This is a genomic window from Streptomyces sp. NPDC101237, from assembly GCF_044767465.1.
Taxonomy (GTDB): Bacteria; Actinomycetota; Actinomycetes; order Streptomycetales; family Streptomycetaceae; genus Streptomyces; species Streptomyces gramineus.
On record NZ_JBIWNY010000007.1, the window covers coordinates 94,051 to 111,167 of the forward strand.

General features: G+C 73.3%; 19 protein-coding genes and 1 riboswitch. Of the genes, 11 read left to right on the forward strand and 8 right to left on the reverse strand.

Annotation, left to right across the window (positions count from 1 at the left end; all coding sequences use genetic code 11):
* Nucleotides 1-84 precede the first annotated feature (84 nt).
* Both ACIRQ9_RS13455 and ACIRQ9_RS13460 read left to right on the forward strand, forming a co-directional pair.
* Nucleotides 85-627, forward strand: a complete 543-nt coding sequence (locus tag ACIRQ9_RS13455; RefSeq protein WP_404171182.1) for an RNA polymerase sigma factor — start codon at nt 85-87, stop codon at nt 625-627.
* Nucleotides 620-1,600: a CU044_5270 family protein gene (locus ACIRQ9_RS13460; protein ID WP_404171185.1), complete on the forward strand. Its 981-nt coding sequence runs from the start codon at nt 620-622 to the stop codon at nt 1,598-1,600. The genes ACIRQ9_RS13455 and ACIRQ9_RS13460 overlap by 8 nt, the downstream gene beginning before the upstream one ends.
* On the opposite strand, the gene ACIRQ9_RS13465 is transcribed toward ACIRQ9_RS13460, so the two are convergent.
* The 3 genes from ACIRQ9_RS13465 to ACIRQ9_RS13475 all read right to left on the reverse strand — a co-directional run bounded on the left by ACIRQ9_RS13465 (nt 1,601) and on the right by ACIRQ9_RS13475 (nt 3,096).
* Nucleotides 1,601-2,449, reverse strand: coding sequence for a bifunctional 5,10-methylenetetrahydrofolate dehydrogenase/5,10-methenyltetrahydrofolate cyclohydrolase (locus ACIRQ9_RS13465; protein WP_404171188.1), 849 nt, complete (start codon nt 2,447-2,449; stop codon nt 1,601-1,603).
* Nucleotides 2,450-2,475: 26 nt separating this feature from the next.
* Nucleotides 2,476-2,558: riboswitch (ZMP/ZTP riboswitch) on the reverse strand.
* 17 nt (nt 2,559-2,575) lie between these two features.
* A complete protein-coding gene (locus ACIRQ9_RS13470) occupies nt 2,576-2,743 on the reverse strand; it encodes a hypothetical protein (protein WP_404171191.1) in 168 nt (55 codons plus the stop codon).
* A complete protein-coding gene (locus ACIRQ9_RS13475) occupies nt 2,731-3,096 on the reverse strand; it encodes a nuclear transport factor 2 family protein (RefSeq protein ID WP_404171194.1) in 366 nt (121 codons plus the stop codon). Before ACIRQ9_RS13475 ends, ACIRQ9_RS13470 begins: the two co-directional genes overlap by 13 nt.
* Nucleotides 3,097-3,266: 170 nt before the next feature.
* Between ACIRQ9_RS13475 and ACIRQ9_RS13480 the strand changes: the two genes are divergently transcribed.
* A complete protein-coding gene (locus ACIRQ9_RS13480; protein WP_404171197.1) occupies nt 3,267-3,563 on the forward strand; it encodes a hypothetical protein in 297 nt (98 codons plus the stop codon).
* A gap of 53 nt (nt 3,564-3,616) precedes the next feature.
* Here the strand turns inward: ACIRQ9_RS13480 and ACIRQ9_RS13485 are convergent, their stop codons facing one another.
* Nucleotides 3,617-5,395 (reverse strand): ABC transporter ATP-binding protein, encoded by a 1,779-nt coding sequence (locus ACIRQ9_RS13485; protein ID WP_404171199.1) that lies wholly within the window; start codon nt 5,393-5,395, stop codon nt 3,617-3,619.
* Between the two features lie 191 nt (nt 5,396-5,586).
* Here ACIRQ9_RS13485 and ACIRQ9_RS13490 point away from each other — a divergent pair, with 191 nt between their 5' ends.
* Both ACIRQ9_RS13490 and ACIRQ9_RS13495 read left to right on the forward strand, forming a co-directional pair.
* Nucleotides 5,587-6,675, forward strand: coding sequence for an S-(hydroxymethyl)mycothiol dehydrogenase (locus ACIRQ9_RS13490; RefSeq protein ID WP_404171202.1), 1,089 nt, complete (start codon nt 5,587-5,589; stop codon nt 6,673-6,675).
* Complete coding sequence (locus ACIRQ9_RS13495; protein WP_404171205.1) at nt 6,675-7,304, forward strand: MBL fold metallo-hydrolase; 630 nt, start codon at nt 6,675-6,677, stop codon at nt 7,302-7,304. Before ACIRQ9_RS13490 ends, ACIRQ9_RS13495 begins: the two co-directional genes overlap by 1 nt.
* Nucleotides 7,305-7,328: 24 nt before the next feature.
* Here ACIRQ9_RS13495 and ACIRQ9_RS13500 read toward each other — a convergent pair whose 3' ends face one another.
* Nucleotides 7,329-7,856 carry a hypothetical protein gene (locus tag ACIRQ9_RS13500; RefSeq protein ID WP_404171208.1) on the reverse strand — a complete coding sequence of 176 codons (528 nt, stop codon included), beginning with the start codon at nt 7,854-7,856 and terminating at the stop codon, nt 7,329-7,331.
* Between the two features lie 50 nt (nt 7,857-7,906).
* Here ACIRQ9_RS13500 and ACIRQ9_RS13505 point away from each other — a divergent pair, with 50 nt between their 5' ends.
* Complete coding sequence (locus tag ACIRQ9_RS13505) at nt 7,907-8,725, forward strand: SDR family NAD(P)-dependent oxidoreductase (protein WP_404171211.1); 819 nt, start codon at nt 7,907-7,909, stop codon at nt 8,723-8,725.
* On the opposite strand, the gene ACIRQ9_RS13510 is transcribed toward ACIRQ9_RS13505, so the two are convergent.
* On the reverse strand, nt 8,711-10,102 hold the full coding sequence (locus tag ACIRQ9_RS13510) for a pyridoxal phosphate-dependent decarboxylase family protein (protein ID WP_404171214.1): 1,392 nt from the start codon (nt 10,100-10,102) through the stop codon (nt 8,711-8,713). The two genes, ACIRQ9_RS13505 and ACIRQ9_RS13510, sit on opposite strands and share 15 nt — an antisense overlap.
* A 141-nt stretch (nt 10,103-10,243) precedes the next feature.
* Between ACIRQ9_RS13510 and ACIRQ9_RS13515 the strand changes: the two genes are divergently transcribed.
* Nucleotides 10,244-10,939 (forward strand): L,D-transpeptidase family protein, encoded by a 696-nt coding sequence (locus ACIRQ9_RS13515; protein ID WP_404171217.1) that lies wholly within the window; start codon nt 10,244-10,246, stop codon nt 10,937-10,939.
* A gap of 29 nt (nt 10,940-10,968) precedes the next feature.
* Here ACIRQ9_RS13515 and ACIRQ9_RS13520 read toward each other — a convergent pair whose 3' ends face one another.
* Nucleotides 10,969-12,171: a Gfo/Idh/MocA family protein gene (locus ACIRQ9_RS13520; protein ID WP_404171220.1), complete on the reverse strand. Its 1,203-nt coding sequence runs from the start codon at nt 12,169-12,171 to the stop codon at nt 10,969-10,971.
* 142 nt (nt 12,172-12,313) lie between these two features.
* Between ACIRQ9_RS13520 and ACIRQ9_RS13525 the strand changes: the two genes are divergently transcribed.
* On the forward strand, nt 12,314-13,468 hold the full coding sequence (locus tag ACIRQ9_RS13525; RefSeq protein ID WP_404171223.1) for an ROK family protein: 1,155 nt from the start codon (nt 12,314-12,316) through the stop codon (nt 13,466-13,468).
* Between the two features lie 141 nt (nt 13,469-13,609).
* The gene (locus ACIRQ9_RS13530) at nt 13,610-13,798 is read left to right on the forward strand and encodes a hypothetical protein (protein WP_352219089.1); all 189 of its coding nucleotides are present in this window, start codon (nt 13,610-13,612) and stop codon (nt 13,796-13,798) included.
* Between the two features lie 81 nt (nt 13,799-13,879).
* Here ACIRQ9_RS13530 and ACIRQ9_RS13535 read toward each other — a convergent pair whose 3' ends face one another.
* Nucleotides 13,880-15,253, reverse strand: a complete 1,374-nt coding sequence (locus ACIRQ9_RS13535; RefSeq protein ID WP_404171226.1) for an alpha-lytic protease prodomain-containing protein — start codon at nt 15,251-15,253, stop codon at nt 13,880-13,882.
* Between the two features lie 191 nt (nt 15,254-15,444).
* On the opposite strand from ACIRQ9_RS13535, the gene ACIRQ9_RS13540 reads away from it, so the two are divergent.
* Nucleotides 15,445-16,617 (forward strand): MalY/PatB family protein, encoded by a 1,173-nt coding sequence (locus tag ACIRQ9_RS13540; RefSeq protein ID WP_404171229.1) that lies wholly within the window; start codon nt 15,445-15,447, stop codon nt 16,615-16,617.
* 36 nt (nt 16,618-16,653) lie between these two features.
* Entirely contained in the window at nt 16,654-17,049 is a 396-nt protein-coding gene (locus ACIRQ9_RS13545; RefSeq protein WP_404171232.1) for a PPOX class F420-dependent oxidoreductase, read from the forward strand.
* Nucleotides 17,050-17,117 lie beyond the last annotated feature (68 nt).

Below are 17,117 nucleotides of genomic sequence, written 5' to 3' on the forward strand. Positions count from 1 at the left end.
CCCGCGCCGGTCACACTCGACGGGTGCGACGAGCGTCACCAGGAAGGGTGTGACGATCGGGAAGGTGCCGGACACGAACACGACATGAGCAACGACGAGACCTTCGCCGCTGCCTATCGCGAGCACTACTGGGCGGTCAGCCGTTATGTCGCGCGGCGACTGGACGGCCGGACCGGCGAGGTGGAGGAAGTGGTGGCAGAGGTGTTCACCGTGGCCTGGCGCCGCCGCGCCGACCTTCCGGCGACCCCGCTGCCCTGGCTGTACGGCGTGGCACGCAACTGCCTCGCCAACGCGGTACGCGGACACGGGCGCCGGCGCCGGCTGGTGGACCGGCTGGGCAACGACGAGACCGCCCACGGACGGCAGACCGTGGCCGGACCGGACACCGAACGGCCCGGCTCCTGGGTGCACGAGGCCTTGGGCCGGCTCTCCCCGGCCGACCAGGAGGTCCTGCGCCTGACCGCCTGGGAGGAACTGGGCGTCGACGAGGTCGCGGTCGCCCTGGGCTGCGGCGGCCGGGCCGCCGCGATGCGGCTGCACCGCGCCCGCCGCCGGCTCAGAGCCGAGATCGACCGACTGCGCCCCCCTGCCGCCGAGGCCCTTCCCGAGGAACACCGCCATGGCTGACGAACTCGACCTGCTGCGCGCCGCCGACCCGGTACCCGCCGACGGCCCCCACTACGGCGACGGCCCCCTGGCCCCCGCCGCCGAACGGCACCTCGCCCGGTTGCTGCACGACACCCCCCGCCCCCGGCCCCGGTCACGGCGGCTGGTGTGGTCGCTCGCCGCGGTCCTCGCGGCCGCCGTCACCGCGCTCGCCGTGCTCCAGGGCGGGCCCGCAGGCACCCCCGCGGTGGCCGCGCCCCGCCCGCTCGCCGTCCACGCGCACTCCACCCCCGTCCCCCTGGCCGACGTCGCGGAACTGGCCGCCGTGGCGGCCCGGGACGGGTCACCTGCCCTGCGCCAGGGCACACACGTGCAGTCCTGGAGCCTCGGCATGAGCGACGGCAGGCCCCCGGTCACCCTGCCCGAGGAACGGGTGGAGCGCTGGGCGCCGGACCGCACCCACACCGAGGTCGTCGTCGCCACCGACCCGACCCGGCCCGGCCGCCCGGTCCTCACCGACGACGGCGACCGGACGCGGCCGGTCGAGGACGGCCACGTGCTCAGCCGCCGCACCTTCCCGCCGATGTGGGGCGACGCCCCGCCGTACGGCACCCCGCCGCACGACCCGGCGGGCCTGCGCACCTACCTGACGGAGCTGGCCGGCGGCCGCACCCGCGCCCTCACCACGCCGGAACTCCTGGACGCCGTCCGGGAACTGCTCGACAACTGGACGCTCGGCGCGCGGGAGACGGCCGCCCTGGCCGCGCTCCTCGCCGACACCCAGGGACTGCGGCCGGCCGGCCGGGTCACCGACCGGCTGGGCCGCACCGGGCAGGCGTACGTCCTCGACAAGGCGGCGGGCGGCGGGCGGATGCTGATCCTGGACCCGGCCACCGGCGCCGTGCTCGGCCTGGAGACCACGTTCACCCGCGACGCCCCCGAGTACGGCGTGCGGGCCGGTGACGTCATGGACTACAGCGCCTGGATGCGCTGATCAGACCCCCAGCTGCCGGGCGGCCGCGGCGACGGTCTGCTCCAGCAGCACGGCGATGGTCATCGGACCGACCCCGCCGGGCACCGGAGTGATCAGCGAGGCCCGCTCGACGGCGGTGTCGAAGTCGACGTCGCCGACGTTGCCCTCGTTGTAGCCGGCGTCGAGCACCACCGCGCCCGGCTTGAGGTCCTGGCCCCGGATCAGCCGGGGCCGGCCGACCGCGGCGACCACGATGTCCGCCTCCCGCACGGCCGCCGGCAGATCACGGGTGCGGGAGTGGCAGAAGGTGACGGTGGCGTCGCGGGCGAGCAGCAGCATGCCGGCCGGCTTGCCCAGGATCGCGCTGCGGCCCACCACCACCGCGCGCTTGCCGGCCGGGTCGACGTCGTACGCGTCCAGGAGGCGCAGGATGCCGCCGGGCGTGCAGGAGACGAAGCCCGGCAGCCCGAAGCTCATCGACGCGAACGACGCGAAGGTGACGCCGTCCACGTCCTTCTCCGGCGCGATCGCCTCGAACGCGGCCCGCTCGTCGACGTGTTCGCCGACCGGGTGCTGGAGCAGGATGCCGTGCACCGCCGGATCGGCCGACAACTCCCGCAGAACGGCGACGAGTTCCTCGGTGGTCGTGGCGGCGGGCAGGGCCACGTGCCGGGAGGCGATACCGGCCTTGCGGCTGCGGTTCTGCTTCATCCGCACATAGGTGACGGACGCCGGGTCGTCGCCGACCAGCACGGTCGCCAGGCACGGCGTGATGCCGGTGCGTGCGGTGAACCCGGCGGCCCGCTCCGCGGTCCGTTCGACGATCCGGCGGGCGACGGCGGTTCCGTCCATGAGTCGGGCATGGGTCATGCGGCACACTCCTGAGCAGGTTCGACCTTGATCGCCCAGGCGCACGGCATCGACAGTGCGGGCCGCTCCACGGTGGTGCTCCACCTCAGCGCCAGTCACGGCCCGAGCCCAGAGTAACCGAGGCACTCAGCGTTTCCCACGGCGATGCGCCGCCCGCAGGAGCCCGTGGAGCAGCACCGCGCAGGCGCCCGGGCGGCCCCGGCGCCGCTGTCCCAGCCCGGCCCGCACCGAGAAGGTCCAGGTCAGCCGGGCGCCGACCTGGACCCTCGCGGTCCTGGCGGCTACTCGTCCCATGCCTGGACGATGATCTGTTCCGCGATCTTCCCGTCGCGCAGCGTGATCATCGACTCGGCGAGCACCCGGACGCCGTCCGCGTACTCGCAGGACTCGCTGTAGGCGGCCCGGTCCCCCTGGACGACGCACTGGTCCAGGGTGTGCGTCATGTCCCGGCTGTAGACGTCGTCCAGCAGCGCGGCGATGTCCCCGCGGCCGTGCAGGACCCTGGGGTGGCTGGGCTGGGCCGTGCGGTCGACGATGCGGATCTCGGCGTCGTCGGCGTAGAGCGCCAGCAGGCTGTTGCCCGTGTCGCCCTCGATGGCCCGGCGCAGCGTCTCGGTGTCGAACGTGGAGCCTGTCGCGGTGCCCATGGTGACCTCCGGCGGGAGCCCACGGCCGATGGGGAGCGGGCCGCGGCAGCCCCTCTTCGAGCCTCCTCCGCCCCGACCGGCTCGGCAAGCGCAGGCCGTACGCTCCGCCTGACGGGTGAGCGCGAGAGCCTGCCCGTGTCCGCCCGGCCCCCTCGGCCGTTGCTGGAGACATGATCTCAACACGACGTATCGTCGCCGCCGTCGGCCTTGCCGTCGGGGTCACCGGCCTCGCCGCGCCGCTGGCGAACGCGGCCGACGCGAGCGCACAGGACCCCGGGAAGCTCACCGCGCTCGGCGTGCTCGACTCGGTCTCGCGCATCGGCATGCCGGCGGAGCACCAGAACGAGATCCCCAAGGTCTCGGAGCAGGTGCAGGGACTGAACGGGCTCCAGAAGCTGGGCGAACTGCACCAGCTCACCGACCTGGCCGCGCCCGCCATGGGACTGCTGCCGGGCATCGAGGCCTGACCCCGGCCGCACCCGAGGGCCGTCCCCGCCGCGGGGACGGCCCTTCGCCGTGCTCAGTGCCCGGCGGCCAGGAACTGGGTCGCCGCCAGCTCCGCGTACAACGGGTCCGCGGCCACCAGTTCCCGGTGCGTGCCCACCGCGCGCACCCGGCCCGCGTCCATCACCACGATCCGGTCGGCCGTCGTCACCGTCGACAGCCGGTGCGCGACCACCAGTACCGTCGTCGACCGCGCCACGTCGGCGACGGTGTCCCGCAGGGCCGCCTCGTTCACCGCGTCCAGCTGCGAGGTGGCCTCGTCGAGGAGCAGCAGCCGGGGCCGGCGCAGCAGCGCCCGCGCGATGGCGACCCGCTGCCGCTCCCCGCCCGACAGCTTGGTCCCGCGGTGCCCGACCAGCGTCTCCAGCCCCATCGGCAGCCGCTCCACCAGGCCGTCCAGCCGGGTGGTCCTCAGCACCCGCGTCACCGTGCCCTCGTCCGCCTCCGGATTGCCGAGGAGCAGATTGTCCCGCAACGACCCCGACAGCACGGGCGCGTCCTGCTCGACGTACCCGATGGCCGAACGCAGCCGGGGCAGCTCCCAGTCGGCGAGCGGGCGGCCGTCGAGGGTGATCGTGCCGGACTCCGGGTCGTAGAACCGCTCGATCAGCGAGAAGACGGTGGTCTTGCCCGCGCCGGACGGGCCGACGAAGGCCGTCATGCCCCGGGCGGGTACCGCGAAACTGACCCCGTGGTGCACGTACGGCAGGTCGTCGGCGTACCGGAACCGTACGTCGGCGAAGGCGACGGACGCCGGTTCGGCGCCGGCCGCCGGCAACTCGACGGGAGTGAAGGGCGGTTCGGCGGGCAGCTCCAGCGCCTCCCGGATCCGGGCGAGCGCGCCGGCACCGCTCTGGTACTGGGTGACGGCGCCGACGACCTGCTGGATCGGCGACATCAGGTAGAAGACGTAGAGCAGGAACGCCACCAGCGTGCCGATGCCGATCGCACCCGTCGCCACCCGCGCCCCGCCCACCGCCAGCACCGTGATGAACGCCAGCTGCATCGCGAGTCCCGCCGTGTTGCCCGCCGCGGCCGACCACTTGGCGGCCCGCACGCTCTGCCGCCAGGACTCCTCGGCGGCCTCGTGCAGCGCACGCTCCTCGCGGGGCTCGGCGCCCGACGCCTTCACGGTCCGCAGCGCGCCCAGCACCCGCTCCAGCGACGCCCCCATCGCCCCGACCGCGTCCTGCGCCCGCCGGCTGGCCCGGTGGATGCGCGGCACGATCGTGCCCAGGACGGTGCCCGCCCCGGCGATCACCGCGAGTGTGACGCCCAGCAGCACCGGATCGACGACCCCCATCATCACCACGGTGGCGACCAGGGTCAGACCCCCGGTGCCGAGCGCGACCAGCGAATCCGTGGTGACCTCGCGCAGCAGCGTGGTGTCCGAGGTGATCCGCGCCATCAGGTCACCGGGTTCGGTGCGGTCCACGGCGGCGATCCGCAGCCGCAGCAGGTACGACGACAGGGTGCGCCGGGCCCCGAGCACCACCGACTCGGCGGTGCGCCGCAGGACGTAGGAACCCAGCGCGCCCACCACGGTGTTGGTGACCACCAGGCCCGCCATCGCGAGCAACTTCCCCGACACGGAGCGGTCGTGGGACAGGTCCTCGATCAGGCCCCGCGCCACCAGCGGCAGCAGCAGTGCGGTCACGCCCGTCAGCAGCGAGAGCGCCGCGCCCGCCAACAGGGCCCAGCGGTGGGGCCGTACGTAGCTCAGGAGCAGCCGGAACGCGGACGGACCGGTGCGGCCCGCGGTCCGTACCGGCGGAAGGGCGTCAGCGGTGGTCACGGTGCTCCTCGTGCGGACGGTGGGCGGCGCACCAAGGCTACGTCGGACCGCCCCGGCCCCGGGCGCGGGGCGGAAGGCGGTCAGCCGGGGGAAAGATCCGCGCCGACCGACGTGCTCCGTGCCGCCGGCGGCCGGTCACGCGTAGGGTCGGACGACAGGCACGGCAGCAGAACGACGAAAGGGTCAGGTCCATGGCGCAGGAAGTACGCGGCGTGATCGCACCGGGCAAGGACGAGCCGGTGCGGGTCGAGACGATCGTGGTGCCGGACCCGGGGCCGGGCGAAGCCGTCGTACAGGTGCAGGCCTGCGGGGTCTGTCACACCGATCTGCACTACAAGCAGGGCGGGATCAACGACGAGTTCCCCTTCCTGCTCGGCCACGAGGCCGCCGGAGTGGTGGAGTCGGTCGGCGAGGGCGTCACGGACGTGGCCCCCGGTGACTTCGTGATCCTCAACTGGCGTGCCGTGTGCGGCCAGTGCCGGGCCTGCCGGCGCGGCCGTCCCTGGTACTGCTTCAACACCCACAACGCGCGGCAGAAGATGACCCTCGCCTCGACCGGGCAGGAGCTGTCCCCGGCGCTCGGCATCGGCGCCTTCGCGGAGAAGACGCTGGTGGCCGCCGGCCAGTGCACCAAGGTCGACCCGGCCGTCTCCCCGGCGGTGGCCGGACTGCTCGGCTGCGGGGTGATGGCCGGCATCGGCGCCGCGATCAACACGGGCGGGGTCGGCCGCGGCGACTCGGTCGCCGTGATCGGCTGCGGCGGAGTCGGCGACGCGGCGATCACCGGGTCGAACCTGGCGGGCGCCGCGAAGATCATCGCCGTCGACATCGACGACCGGAAGCTGGCGACCGCCCGCACCCTGGGCGCCACCCACACGGTCAACTCGCGCGAGACCGATCCCGTCGAGGCGATCCGCGAACTGACCGGCGGCTTCGGCGCCGACGTCGTCATCGAGGCGGTCGGCCGCCCGGAGACCTACCGGCAGGCGTTCTACGCCCGCGACCTGGCCGGCACCGTCGTCCTCGTCGGCGTGCCCACGCCCGAGATGAAGCTCGAACTGCCGCTCCTGGACGTCTTCGGCCGCGGCGGCGCCCTCAAGTCCAGCTGGTACGGCGACTGCCTGCCCAGCCGGGACTTCCCGATGCTGATCGACCTGCACCTGCAGGGCCGGCTGCCGCTGGACGCCTTCGTCACCGAGACCATCCGGCTCGACGAGGTCGAGAAGGCCTTCGACCGGATGCACGGCGGCGACGTGCTGCGCTCGGTGGTGGTGCTCTGATGACCACGCGCATCGAACGTCTCGTCACCGCCGGGCAGTTCACCCTCGACGGCGGCACCTGGGACGTCGAGAACAACGTCTGGATCATCGGCGACGAACGCGAGGTGATCGTCATCGACGCCGCCCACGACGCCGAGGCCATCGCCGAGGCCGTCGAGGACCGGGTCCTGAAGGCGATCGTCTGCACCCACGCCCACAACGACCACATCGACGCCGCGCCCGCCCTGGCGGACCTGACCGGCGCCAAGATCTGGCTGCACCCGGACGACCTGCCGCTGTGGAGGCTCACCTACCCCGACCGCGACCCCGACAACCACCTCACCGACGGGATGGTCATCGAGGCGGCCGGCGCCGACCTGACCGTGCTGCACACACCGGGCCACGCGCCCGGCGCCGTGTGTCTGTACGAGCCGGGGCTCGCCACCGTCTTCACGGGTGACACCCTCTTCCAGGGCGGCCCCGGCGCGACCGGACGGTCCTACTCGCACTTCCCGACGATCATCGACTCCATCCGCGACCGGCTGCTCACGCTTCCGCCGGAGACGAAGGTCCTGACCGGACACGGCGAACCGACCACTATCGGCGCCGAGGCCCCGCACCTGGCGGAGTGGGTGGCCCGCGGCCACTGAGCCGGACACCGAGGGCGGAGGCCGTCAGGCCTCCGCCAGCGGCAGCCGCCCGGAACGGCCGGGCGGCAGCGCCAGATCCGCGCGCACGGCCGCGTAGAAGCCGTCCCGGCCGTCACGCTGCCGCTCCAGCAAGGTCCGCCACGCCTCGGGATCGTGCCGCTCCTCCCGCAGGAACCGCTCCATCGCCATCACCGCGAGCACCCATTCCTGGCCCTTGGCCACCACCGCGGGACTGCCCAGCATGATGAGCCGCTCGCCGTGCGGGTCACGGGCCGACTGGGCCTCGGCCAGCAGGGGTTCGGCCTCCCGCGGGGACAGCGGATGGGGGTGCGGGTCGTTGCCCAGGTGGGCGGCGACCCGGTAGTCGACGGAGACGGTCCTCTTGAGCGCCTGCGCCCAGTCGGCGTACACGGTCAGCCGGCGCTCGTCCCAGCGCGCCTCCTGCTCCCGCCGGAACCGCACCCGGTCACCGCGCACCACCGCGAGATACGAGCCGAGCGCGCCGATCACGACGCCGATGAGGGCCGGGAGTTGCTGAAAGAACGCGGTCATGTCCGCACGGTATCTGTCCTGTTGATCGTCGGGCCCGTACGGTCGTCGTCATGACCGGACTCGATCGCTTTGCGGAACACGGGGTTCTCGTCACGGGCGCGGCCCGCGGCATCGGCGCGGCCGTCGCCCGGCGGCTGGCCGAGGAGGGCGCCCGGGTGCTGGCGGCCGACCGGGACCTGCCCGAGGCGGAGCGGACGGCCGCCGCGCTGCGCGAACAGGGCCTGGCCGTCGAGGCGTTCGGCTGCGACGTGGCCGACCGGGAGTCGGTGACGGCGGCCGTCGAGCGTGCCGTCGCCGGCTTCGGCGGCCTCGACGTGCTGGTGAACTGCGCCGCGCACTGCACCCCGGACGTCCCGCTCTTCGAGGACCAGCCGGAGGACGGCTGGGACCTGGACCTCGACATCACCCTCACCGGCGTCTACCGCTGCTGCCGGGCCGCGCTGCCGCACCTGGCCGCCTCCGGCCGGGGCGCCGTCGTCAGCATCGGCTCCGTCAACGCCGAGGCCGACTTCGGCAACCACTCCTACAGCGCCGCCAAGGCCGGACTGTGTTCGCTGACCCGCACCCTGGCCGGACACGCGGCCGCGCGCGGGGTCCGGGTCAACCTGGTGGAGCCGGGCACGGTCCGCACCTCGGCGTGGGCGGGACGCGAGGACGAACTCGACGCCCTCCGGCCGCTCTACCCGCTGGGCCGGATCGGCGAGCCGGCCGACGTGGCCGCGGCGGTCGCCTTCCTCGCCTCCCGCGACGCCGCCTGGATCACCGGCACCACGCTCCGCGTCGACGGCGGCCTCACCGCCGTCCACAGCGGCTTCCACGCGGCGCTGCGCCCGCACCGGGAGGTGCGGCACGCCTCACAGGGCGGCTGACGCCGCGAGCGCGGCCAGCACCCTCCGGGTGTCCTCCTCGGTGGTCCGCCAGTTGCTGAACGCCGCCCGCAGCGCGGGCACCCCGCCGTACACCGTCGGCGTGAGGAACGTCTCCCCGGACGCGGCCACCGCGCGGGCGAGCGCGTCCACCCGGTCCCGCGCGGGGTTCTCGGCGAGGGTGAAGCAGACCACGTTGAGCCGGACCGGGGCCAGCAGGCGCAGGTCCGCGTGCGCGTCGATGCCGGAGCCCAGGCGCCGGGCCTCGGCGATGTTCCGCTCCACGATCTCGCGGTACCCGTCACGGCCGTACGCGGTCAGGGAGAACCAGGCCGGCAGCGCCCGCAGCCGGCGGGAGGTCTCCGGGGTCAGGTGCAGGAAGTCCGGGTCGTCGGCGGGCGGGCCGAGGTAGGGGGATTCGTTGTGGAAGACGGCCACCTGGAGGTCGCGGCGGCGGGTGAACTGCACCGCCGCGTCGTAGGGCACGTTGAGCCACTTGTGCAGGTCCACACAGACCGAGTCGGCCTCGTCCAGACCGGCGACGAGCGGGGCGTGGGCGGGGGAGAGGGCGGCGAACGCGCCGAACGCGGCGTCGACGTGCAGCCAGAAGTCGTACCGCTCCCGGAGCGCGGCGATCGCCCGCAGGTCGTCGAAGTCGACGGTGTTGACCGTGCCGGCGTTCGCGACGACGATCGCCGGACGCCCCTCCAGCGCCGCCAGCGCCGCGTCGAGCGCCGTGACGTCCACCGCCTCCCGGTTGCCCGGCAGCAGCGGCACCGGCCGCAGCCGGTCCCGGCCGAGGCCGAGCACCGACAGCGCCTTGCCGACGCTGGAGTGCGGGCTGCCGGAGAGCACGTCGACCGGGCCGAGCGCGGCCGCACCCGCCCGGGACACGTCCACGCCGAGCCGTTCGCCGAGCCACTCCCGGGCGATCGCCAGACCGACGGTGTTGGACATCGTGGCGCCGGTCACGAACGCGCCGCCGTGGGCCTCGCCGAGCCCGAACAGCTCGGCCAGCCAGGCCACCGTCTCGCGCTCCAGCGCGGTCCCCCGGGAGCCCGTGGCGGCGGCCGCGTTCTGGTCGTACGCCGAGGTCAGCCAGTCGCCGGTGAGGGAGGCGGGCGTCACACCACCCGTGACGAAACCGAGGTAGCGTGGTCCGGCCGAGGCGGACAGACCCGGCGCCCACCGCTCGGTGAACCGGGCCAGCGCGCCCTCCCCGCCCTCTCCCCGTTCGGGCAGTGCCGCCCGCGCGGGTACGGGACCGAGCGCGGCCACCGGACGCTCGTCGAGCCCGGCCAGCGCACGGACGGCCACGTCACGGGCCGACCGCAGGAGTTCGGGGAACCGGGCGAGATCGTCGGCAAGCATGCGGTGCATGGACGGCAGCCTAGGCCGCCCGTGCAGCCGACGCCGAAGTTAACCGTTTCGTCACAGCATGGCCGGTGCTACAACCAATGCCCTCGATCCGCCGGTCTAGGACCACGAGATCGCAGGACACAGGAAGGAGACATGCTTCCCATGGGGGACATACGCAGACGAGGTGTCGTCGTGCTCGGTGTCACCGCACTGGTGGCGCCGCTCACGCTCGCCCTCACCTCCGCTCCGGCGCAGGCCGCGAGCTGTACGACCCAGGCGGGGCCGTACCAGAAGCAGGTGGAGAAGTTCCTCGGCCGGCCGGTGGACGGCAAGCAGTCCGCCGCCGACTGCAAGGCGATCAAGGGCTTCCAGGACAAGCACGGCATCACGCCGGACATCGGCTACGCGGGCTCCGTCACGTGGGGCGTGATGGACCTGATGAACAAGCAGAAGGCCGTCGGCGACAAGCCGAACAAGGACGGCAAGTGCCCGACCGACAAGGGGCGCATCGCCTGCGTCAACCTGTCGCTCCAGCTCAGCTGGATCCAGGACGGCAACAAGCTGGTCTACGGCCCGGTCCCGGTCCGTACCGGCCGCAAGGGGTTCGTCACCCGCACCGGCCTGAAGAAGATCTACTGGCGTGACATCGACCACGTCTCCTCCCTCTACAACGTGTCGATGCCCTACAGCCAGTTCTTCGACGGCGGCCAGGCCTTCCACTCGGTGGGTCTCAGCATGTGGAACCCGCCGGGTTCGCACGGCTGCGTCAACATGACCACCGCGACGGCCAAGAAGTACTGGTCGCTCCTGAAGAACGGCGACGACGTCTACGTGTACGGCCGCAAGCCGGGCACCTGACGGCACCCGGCCCCGGCCGCCGTCCCGGCTCAGCTCTCCGGGGCGTCCCCGAAGTCCGGGATCCGCAGCCTGGCCCCACCCTGCCGCGCGGACTCGTGCGCGATGATGCCCGGCAGGGTGTAGCGGGCGGCGACCCAGGCGTTGACCGACGGCAGCGAGCGCGTGTTGACGGCCGTCACGAAGTCGTCCACCAGGAAGTGGTGGCTGCCCTCGTGCCCGTTGTGCAGCGTGTCGAACTCCCGTGGCAGCCGGGCCCGGTCGTGCACCGGCGCCGACCCGGAGGTGAAGGCGGCCCGCAGCTCCGGCGCGATGTGCTGGAGCGAGGGGTCGTCGGGCGACATGGTGGGCTTGGGCTCCAGCAGCTCGCTGATGTCCTGGACGCCCTTCTTGTCCTGCCACAGCGCCACCGTCGCCAGCTGCTCCATGCTGGCCTCGGTCCCGAAGAACCGGAAGCGGGACTCGCGGATGTGCGACGGGTAGCCCACCCGCCGGAACTCGTTCGTCCGGAACGAACCGCCGCCCGCGACCTCGAACAGCGCGGTGGCGTTCGACACGTCGTTGCCGAACTGGCTGACGTCCTTGTCGAAGACGCCGTCGCCCCGGTCGTCCGTCACGCCGATCGCCGAGACGCTGACCGCGTGCGTCTGCCAGGCGCCGAGCACGCCGCCCACCGCGTGGGTCGGGTAGAGGAGCGGGGGATAGCTGGCGGTCGCCTTCCAGTTCTCGCCGCCGCTGTAGCGGTAGGCGTCGTAGAAGCCCAGGTCCATGTCGTGGACGTAGTCGCCCTCGGCGTAGAACAGCCGCCCGAAGGCGCCCTCGGCGATCTGGTTGCGGGCGTGCACGGTCGCCGGGTTGTACTGGCTGGTCTCGCCCATCATGTACGTCAGCCCGGTGGCCCGGACCGCGTCGATGATCGCCGCGATCTCCTCGGTGGTGATCGCCATGGGCACCGCGGAGTACACGTGCTTGCCGGCGTTCAGGCCCTGCACGACCAGGGGGCCGTGCGTCCAGCGCTGGGTGAAGATCGCGACCGCGTCGACGTCGGCCGACTCCAGCATCGCCTCGTACGACGGGAAGGTCCCCGCCAGGTTCTGGGCGGCGGCGAGGCGCTCCGCCCGCTCGGGGAGGAGGTCGGTGACGTACACGTTCCCGACGCCTGGGTGGGCCTGGAACAGGGTGGCGAACTGGCCGGAGAACTGGCCGGCGCCGACGATGCCGAGTGAGAAAGTCATGACGGTTACTTTTGCTTCGGAAGAATCTCGCCGTCAAGGGGTGGAAGGAAGCAGGGCAGACATCAGGAGGGCGCTTCCTCGGCGCATGCGGCGCACAGTAGGGTGGTCGGGTTACTTCGGCTACGGAAGAAAAGGAAGTGCCGTGTCCGACTGGCTGCCGCTGAGCTCCGCGGAACGCTCCGTGGCGATCGAGGTGCTGGTGAACGGCCCGCTGTCGCGCACCGAGCTGGCCCGCCGGCTGAACCTCTCCCAGGGCAGCCTCACCCGCCTCACCAAGCCGCTCATCGAGTCCGGCCTGCTGGTCGAGGCCTCCTGGACCGGCGCCCCCGCCGAGGCCCGCCAGGGCCGTCCCTCGCAGCCGCTGGACGTGGTCGCCGAGTCCCGCTGCTTCCTCGGTTTCAAGGTCACCGACGAGACGGTGTACGGCGTCGTCACCACGTTGCGCAGCGACGTGGTCGCCCGTCTCGACCGCCCTCTCACCAGCCACGATCCCGAACAGGTCGCGGACCTGCTGGCGGCCATGGCCGCGGAGCTGGCGGCGCGGCACCCGGCCGTCGCGGGCATCGGCATCGGCGTCGGCGGGTTCGTGCGCGAGCACGCGGTGGTCGGCGAGTCGCCCTACCTGCGCTGGCGCGACGTCCCGCTGGCCGACCTGGTCCGGCGGCGCACCGGCCTGCCGGTCGTGGTGGAGAACGACGTGGCCGCCCTGGTCGAGGCCGAGACCTGGTTCGGGGCCGGCCGGGGACTGGACCGCTTCGTCGTCCTGACCATCGGCGCCGGCATCGGCTACGGGCTGGTGCTCGGCGCCCGGCGGGTGCCGTACGCCGAGGAGGACCGCGGCTTCGGCCGGCACTGGATCATCGACCCGCAGGGCCCGCTGACCCCGGACGGCGAGCGCGGCAGCGCCGTGTCGCTGCTCACCATCCCCAGCATCCGCTACCAGATCCGGGCCGCCACCGGCCGCGACGCGTCCTACGAGGAGATCCTCGCGGACGCCGCGAAGGGCGAGCCGATGGCCGCGCGGGTGATCGGCGAGGCCGGCCGCGCGCTGGGCACCCTGCTCGCGCACATCGCCAACTTCGCCATGCCGCAGAAGATCCTGCTCGCCGGTGAGGGCGTCGGGCTGATGGACGTGGCCGGGGACACGGTGCGGGACACCGTCCGCGGTCACCGGCATCCGCTGGCGGCCCCGGTCCACCTGGAGACCAAGGTCTCCGACTTCCACGACTGGGCCCGCGGCGCGGCCGTGCTGGCGATCCAGGTGCTGGTGCTCGGCGGTGGCGGCGCCGGAGCCTGAACCCCGGCCCCCGGCCCGGCGTCGACCGCGGCCGGGAATATAACTCCCTCTTACTCTTTGCTCATTGACGTGATGATGAACACGGTCCGATATGTCCCTATCGGTCGTACTTACTCACGGCGCCTTCACGTCGATCGGCATATGCTTCACACCATGTCCACCACTGTTGAAGCCGTCACCGAGCGATCGGCCGACGAGGTCAACGAGGAGATCCGGGCCCTGTGGCTCCGGTCGGGCGGGACACTGAGCACCGAGCAGCGCGAGGAGTACCGGCGGCTCGTCCTCGAATGGGCGGCCGCCTCCCCGCACCAGCCGGACCAGGCGGCCTGACCACCCGTCCCGGGCACCCGTCGAGGCGGGTGCCCCGCTCGTGGCCCGCGGATCCCTCCGGAACCTCCCGGTACCGCGCCGTCACCCCCAAGTCGCCGAGTAGTGGCGCTGGTAGGCCTTGCGGTCCTGCTCCGCGCGGAAGTAGCGCGCCGCGACCAGCGCCACCAGGCTGCCCCCGATCACCAGCAGACCCGGGCCGACGTTCCGGGTGTCCGTGAGCCGGGCGACCAGGCTCGTGTCGCCGGAGGAGCCGACCGGCGCCGACGAACCCGGCGAGGCGGCGTTCGGCGCGATCGCGCTGTGGGTGGCCGCCGCCGACGGCGCCGCCGAGGCGGCCCCTCCCGTGGCGCCGTTCTGAGCCGCCCCGACCAACTGCACGTTCAGCGCCGCCATCGCCCGCGTCACCGGCTGGAAGAACGTCACCCCGCCCGCGGTGCAGTCGCCGCTGCCGCCCGAGGTCACGCCCAGCGCGATCCCCTCGGAGAACAACGGCCCACCGCTGTCGCCCGGTTCGGCGCACACGTCGGTCTGGATGAGCCCGGTGACTGTGCCCTCCGGGTAGTTGACGGTCGCGTTGAGCGCGGTCACCGTGCCGTCGTGCAGCCCACTGGTGGAGCCGCTGCGGAACACCTTCTGGCCGACCGTCGGATCGGCCGCGCCGGTGATGCGCACGCCCTGCCCGTTGCCGATGGCGACGACGTCCGCGTTGTCACCGGCCTTCCCTGACGCGTACTGGATCAGCGAGAAGTCGTTGCCCGGGAACTGCGTGTTGATGGTGGTGCCCAGCTGCTGGTCGCCCTGGTTGTCGTTGAACCAGACGGTGTTGGCGGGACCGCAGTGACCGGCGGTCAGGATGAAGTCGGTCTGTCCGTTGGTGACGTTGAAACCCGCCGAACAGCGGCCGCCCGTGGACAGGATCGGCTGCGCGCCGTTGAGCCGGGGGCTGAACGTGCCCTGGGAGCGGTGCATCTGGACGAAGCCGCCGATCCGTGCGGCCACCCGGCTCAGGTCCGCCCAGTCGGCGGCCGACACCGTGCTGTCCGCCTCCACCGTCACCCGGTTGGTGCGGTAGTCCACCGCCCACGCGGTGCCGGCCACCCGCGGCGCGGCCCGGAGCGCGGCGGTCGCCGCCTTCAGCTCGTTCATGCTGTGCGACACCATTTTGGGCTCGGCGCCCGCCCGCTCGACCGCCGCGGCGGCCTGCCGGTCGGTCACCGCCACCACCGGCTTGCCGTCGGCGCCGATCCAGCTGCCCGCGGTGCGGGCCGAGCCGAGTCCGGCCACCAGGGCACTGCCGGTGTCACCGGCCTCGCTGGCCGAGCTGAACGGGACGGCGGCCGTACCGGGAGTCTCGCTCGCCATGGCCGTGGTGACCATCGCGCCTCCCAGAAGGAGTCCGCCGACCGCCGCCAGCTGTGTCCCGCGCCGGACGACCCGTCGTCGTGCGTGCCTCATCCATGGCTCCCGAAACCCCGAACGCGCGGTGCCGACACCGCGGGGCCCTCCGGTCGTCGAGCGCCCTGCTCTCCATACGCGGCCGGGCGCGGGGGTGTTCAGCGGCGGCGGTGATCTTTGCGATCCCATGGCACCGCGACATGGCCTCCGGGCGCGTTCCCGCTCGCCGCCGGGCCGCCTATCTTGACCCCATGACCAGCATCCACCAGGAGAACCCGGTCGAACCCAACCCGTTGCGCGCCCTCACCCTCGACCAGCTGCGACGCCGAACCAGCATGAAATGGCGCACCTACCCGCAGGACGTGCTCCCGGTCTGGGTGGCGGAGATGGACGTGCCGCTCGCCGCGCCGGTGGTCCGCGCGGTCACCGACGCGATGATGCTGGGCGACACCGGCTACCCGGCGGGCACCGGCTACGCCGACGCCCTGGCCGTGTTCGCCGCGAAGCGCTGGGGCTGGCACGGGCTGGACCCGGCCCGCACCGCGATCGTCCCCGACGTGATGCTCGGGGTCGTGGAGATGCTGAGACTGGTCACGGGACCCGGCGACCCGGTCGTCGTCAACTCGCCGGTCTATCCGCCGTTCTACCAGTTCATCGAGCACATGGACCGGCGGGTGGTGGAGGCTCCGCTCGGTCCCGGCGGACGGCTCGACCTCGACGTCCTCGCCGACGTGTTCCGGGGGCTCGGCGGCGGGCCCGCCGCCCACCTGCTGTGCAGCCCGCACAACCCGACCGGCACCGTGCACAGCGCCGGCGAACTCACCGCCCTGACACGGCTCGCCGAGCGGTACGGCGTCCGGATCGTCGCCGACGAGATCCACGCGCCGCTCACCGCGCCCGGCGCCGCCTTCGTGCCCTACCTGAGCGTGCCGGGCGCCGAACGCGGCCTGTCCCTCATGTCGGCCTCCAAGGCGTGGAACCTGGCGGGCCTCAAGGCCGCGCTCGCCGTCGCGGGGCCCGGGGCCGCCGCCGACCTGGCCCGGCTCCCCGAGGAGGTGAGCCACGGCCCCAGCCATGTCGGCGTCCTCGCGCACACGGCCGCCCTGACCGACGGCACCGCCTGGCTGGACGCCCTGCTGGCGGGCCTCGACGAGAACCGGCGGGTGCTCGCCGAACTCCTGGACCGGCACCTGCCCGCGGTCCGGTACCGGCCCGCCGAGGCCACCTACCTCGCCTGGCTGGACTGCCGTGCCCTCAAACTGGGCGACGACCCGGCCGAGGTCTTCCTGGCCCGGGGCCGGGTCGCCGTCAACTCGGGGCTCCCGTTCGGCACGGGCGGCGCCGGGCACGTACGGCTCAACCTGGCCACGTCGCCCGAGGTCCTCACCGAGGCGGTGCGGCGGATGGCGGCGGCCGGGGGGTGAGGCGCGGCCCGGCCGGGACGGCCCTACACTTCCGGCATGGACGACACCACCGGCACCGACCTCGACCGGCTCGGCGCCGGCAAGTACCTGCTCGTCACCAGCTTCCGCAAGGACGGCAGTCCCGTTCCCACGCCGGTCTGGGTGGTGCGGGACGGGGAGACGCTCGGCGTCTGGACCACCGCCGACTCCTGGAAGGTCAAGCGGATCCGCCGCCGTGCCGATGTCCGGGTCGGCCCCTGCGACCTGCGCGGCCGCCCGACCGGTGACCCGGTGGCGGCCACCGCCGAGATCACCGACGAGGCCACCACCGCCCGTTACCGCGGTCTCATCGCCCGCAAGTACGGCATCACCGGCCGGCTCACCCTGCTCGGCAGCAGGCTGCGGCGCGGCCGTGAGGGCACCGTGGGCATCCGGGTGACCCTCACGCCCTGAGACACGGCACCGCGTCAACGGGCGCTGTACGCACGGCCGTCGGCCGTGGGCGGACGCCCCCGCCGGTG

Coding starts and splice junctions, on each gene's coding strand:
- ACIRQ9_RS13455 (WP_404171182.1), top strand. CDS start 85: ATGAGCAACGACGAGACCTTCGCCGCTGCCTATCGCGAGCACTACTGG.
- ACIRQ9_RS13460 (WP_404171185.1), top strand. CDS start 620: ATGGCTGACGAACTCGACCTGCTGCGCGCCGCCGACCCGGTACCCGCC.
- ACIRQ9_RS13465 (WP_404171188.1), bottom strand. CDS start 2,449: ATGACCCATGCCCGACTCATGGACGGAACCGCCGTCGCCCGCCGGATC.
- ACIRQ9_RS13470 (WP_404171191.1), bottom strand. CDS start 2,743: ATGGGACGAGTAGCCGCCAGGACCGCGAGGGTCCAGGTCGGCGCCCGG.
- ACIRQ9_RS13475 (WP_404171194.1), bottom strand. CDS start 3,096: ATGGGCACCGCGACAGGCTCCACGTTCGACACCGAGACGCTGCGCCGG.
- ACIRQ9_RS13480 (WP_404171197.1), top strand. CDS start 3,267: ATGATCTCAACACGACGTATCGTCGCCGCCGTCGGCCTTGCCGTCGGG.
- ACIRQ9_RS13490 (WP_404171202.1), top strand. CDS start 5,587: ATGGCGCAGGAAGTACGCGGCGTGATCGCACCGGGCAAGGACGAGCCG.
- ACIRQ9_RS13495 (WP_404171205.1), top strand. CDS start 6,675: ATGACCACGCGCATCGAACGTCTCGTCACCGCCGGGCAGTTCACCCTC.
- ACIRQ9_RS13500 (WP_404171208.1), bottom strand. CDS start 7,856: ATGACCGCGTTCTTTCAGCAACTCCCGGCCCTCATCGGCGTCGTGATC.
- ACIRQ9_RS13505 (WP_404171211.1), top strand. CDS start 7,907: ATGACCGGACTCGATCGCTTTGCGGAACACGGGGTTCTCGTCACGGGC.
- ACIRQ9_RS13510 (WP_404171214.1), bottom strand. CDS start 10,102: ATGCACCGCATGCTTGCCGACGATCTCGCCCGGTTCCCCGAACTCCTG.
- ACIRQ9_RS13515 (WP_404171217.1), top strand. CDS start 10,244: ATGGGGGACATACGCAGACGAGGTGTCGTCGTGCTCGGTGTCACCGCA.
- ACIRQ9_RS13520 (WP_404171220.1), bottom strand. CDS start 12,171: ATGACTTTCTCACTCGGCATCGTCGGCGCCGGCCAGTTCTCCGGCCAG.
- ACIRQ9_RS13530 (WP_352219089.1), top strand. CDS start 13,610: ATGCTTCACACCATGTCCACCACTGTTGAAGCCGTCACCGAGCGATCG.
- ACIRQ9_RS13535 (WP_404171226.1), bottom strand. CDS start 15,253: ATGAGGCACGCACGACGACGGGTCGTCCGGCGCGGGACACAGCTGGCG.
- ACIRQ9_RS13540 (WP_404171229.1), top strand. CDS start 15,445: ATGACCAGCATCCACCAGGAGAACCCGGTCGAACCCAACCCGTTGCGC.
- ACIRQ9_RS13545 (WP_404171232.1), top strand. CDS start 16,654: ATGGACGACACCACCGGCACCGACCTCGACCGGCTCGGCGCCGGCAAG.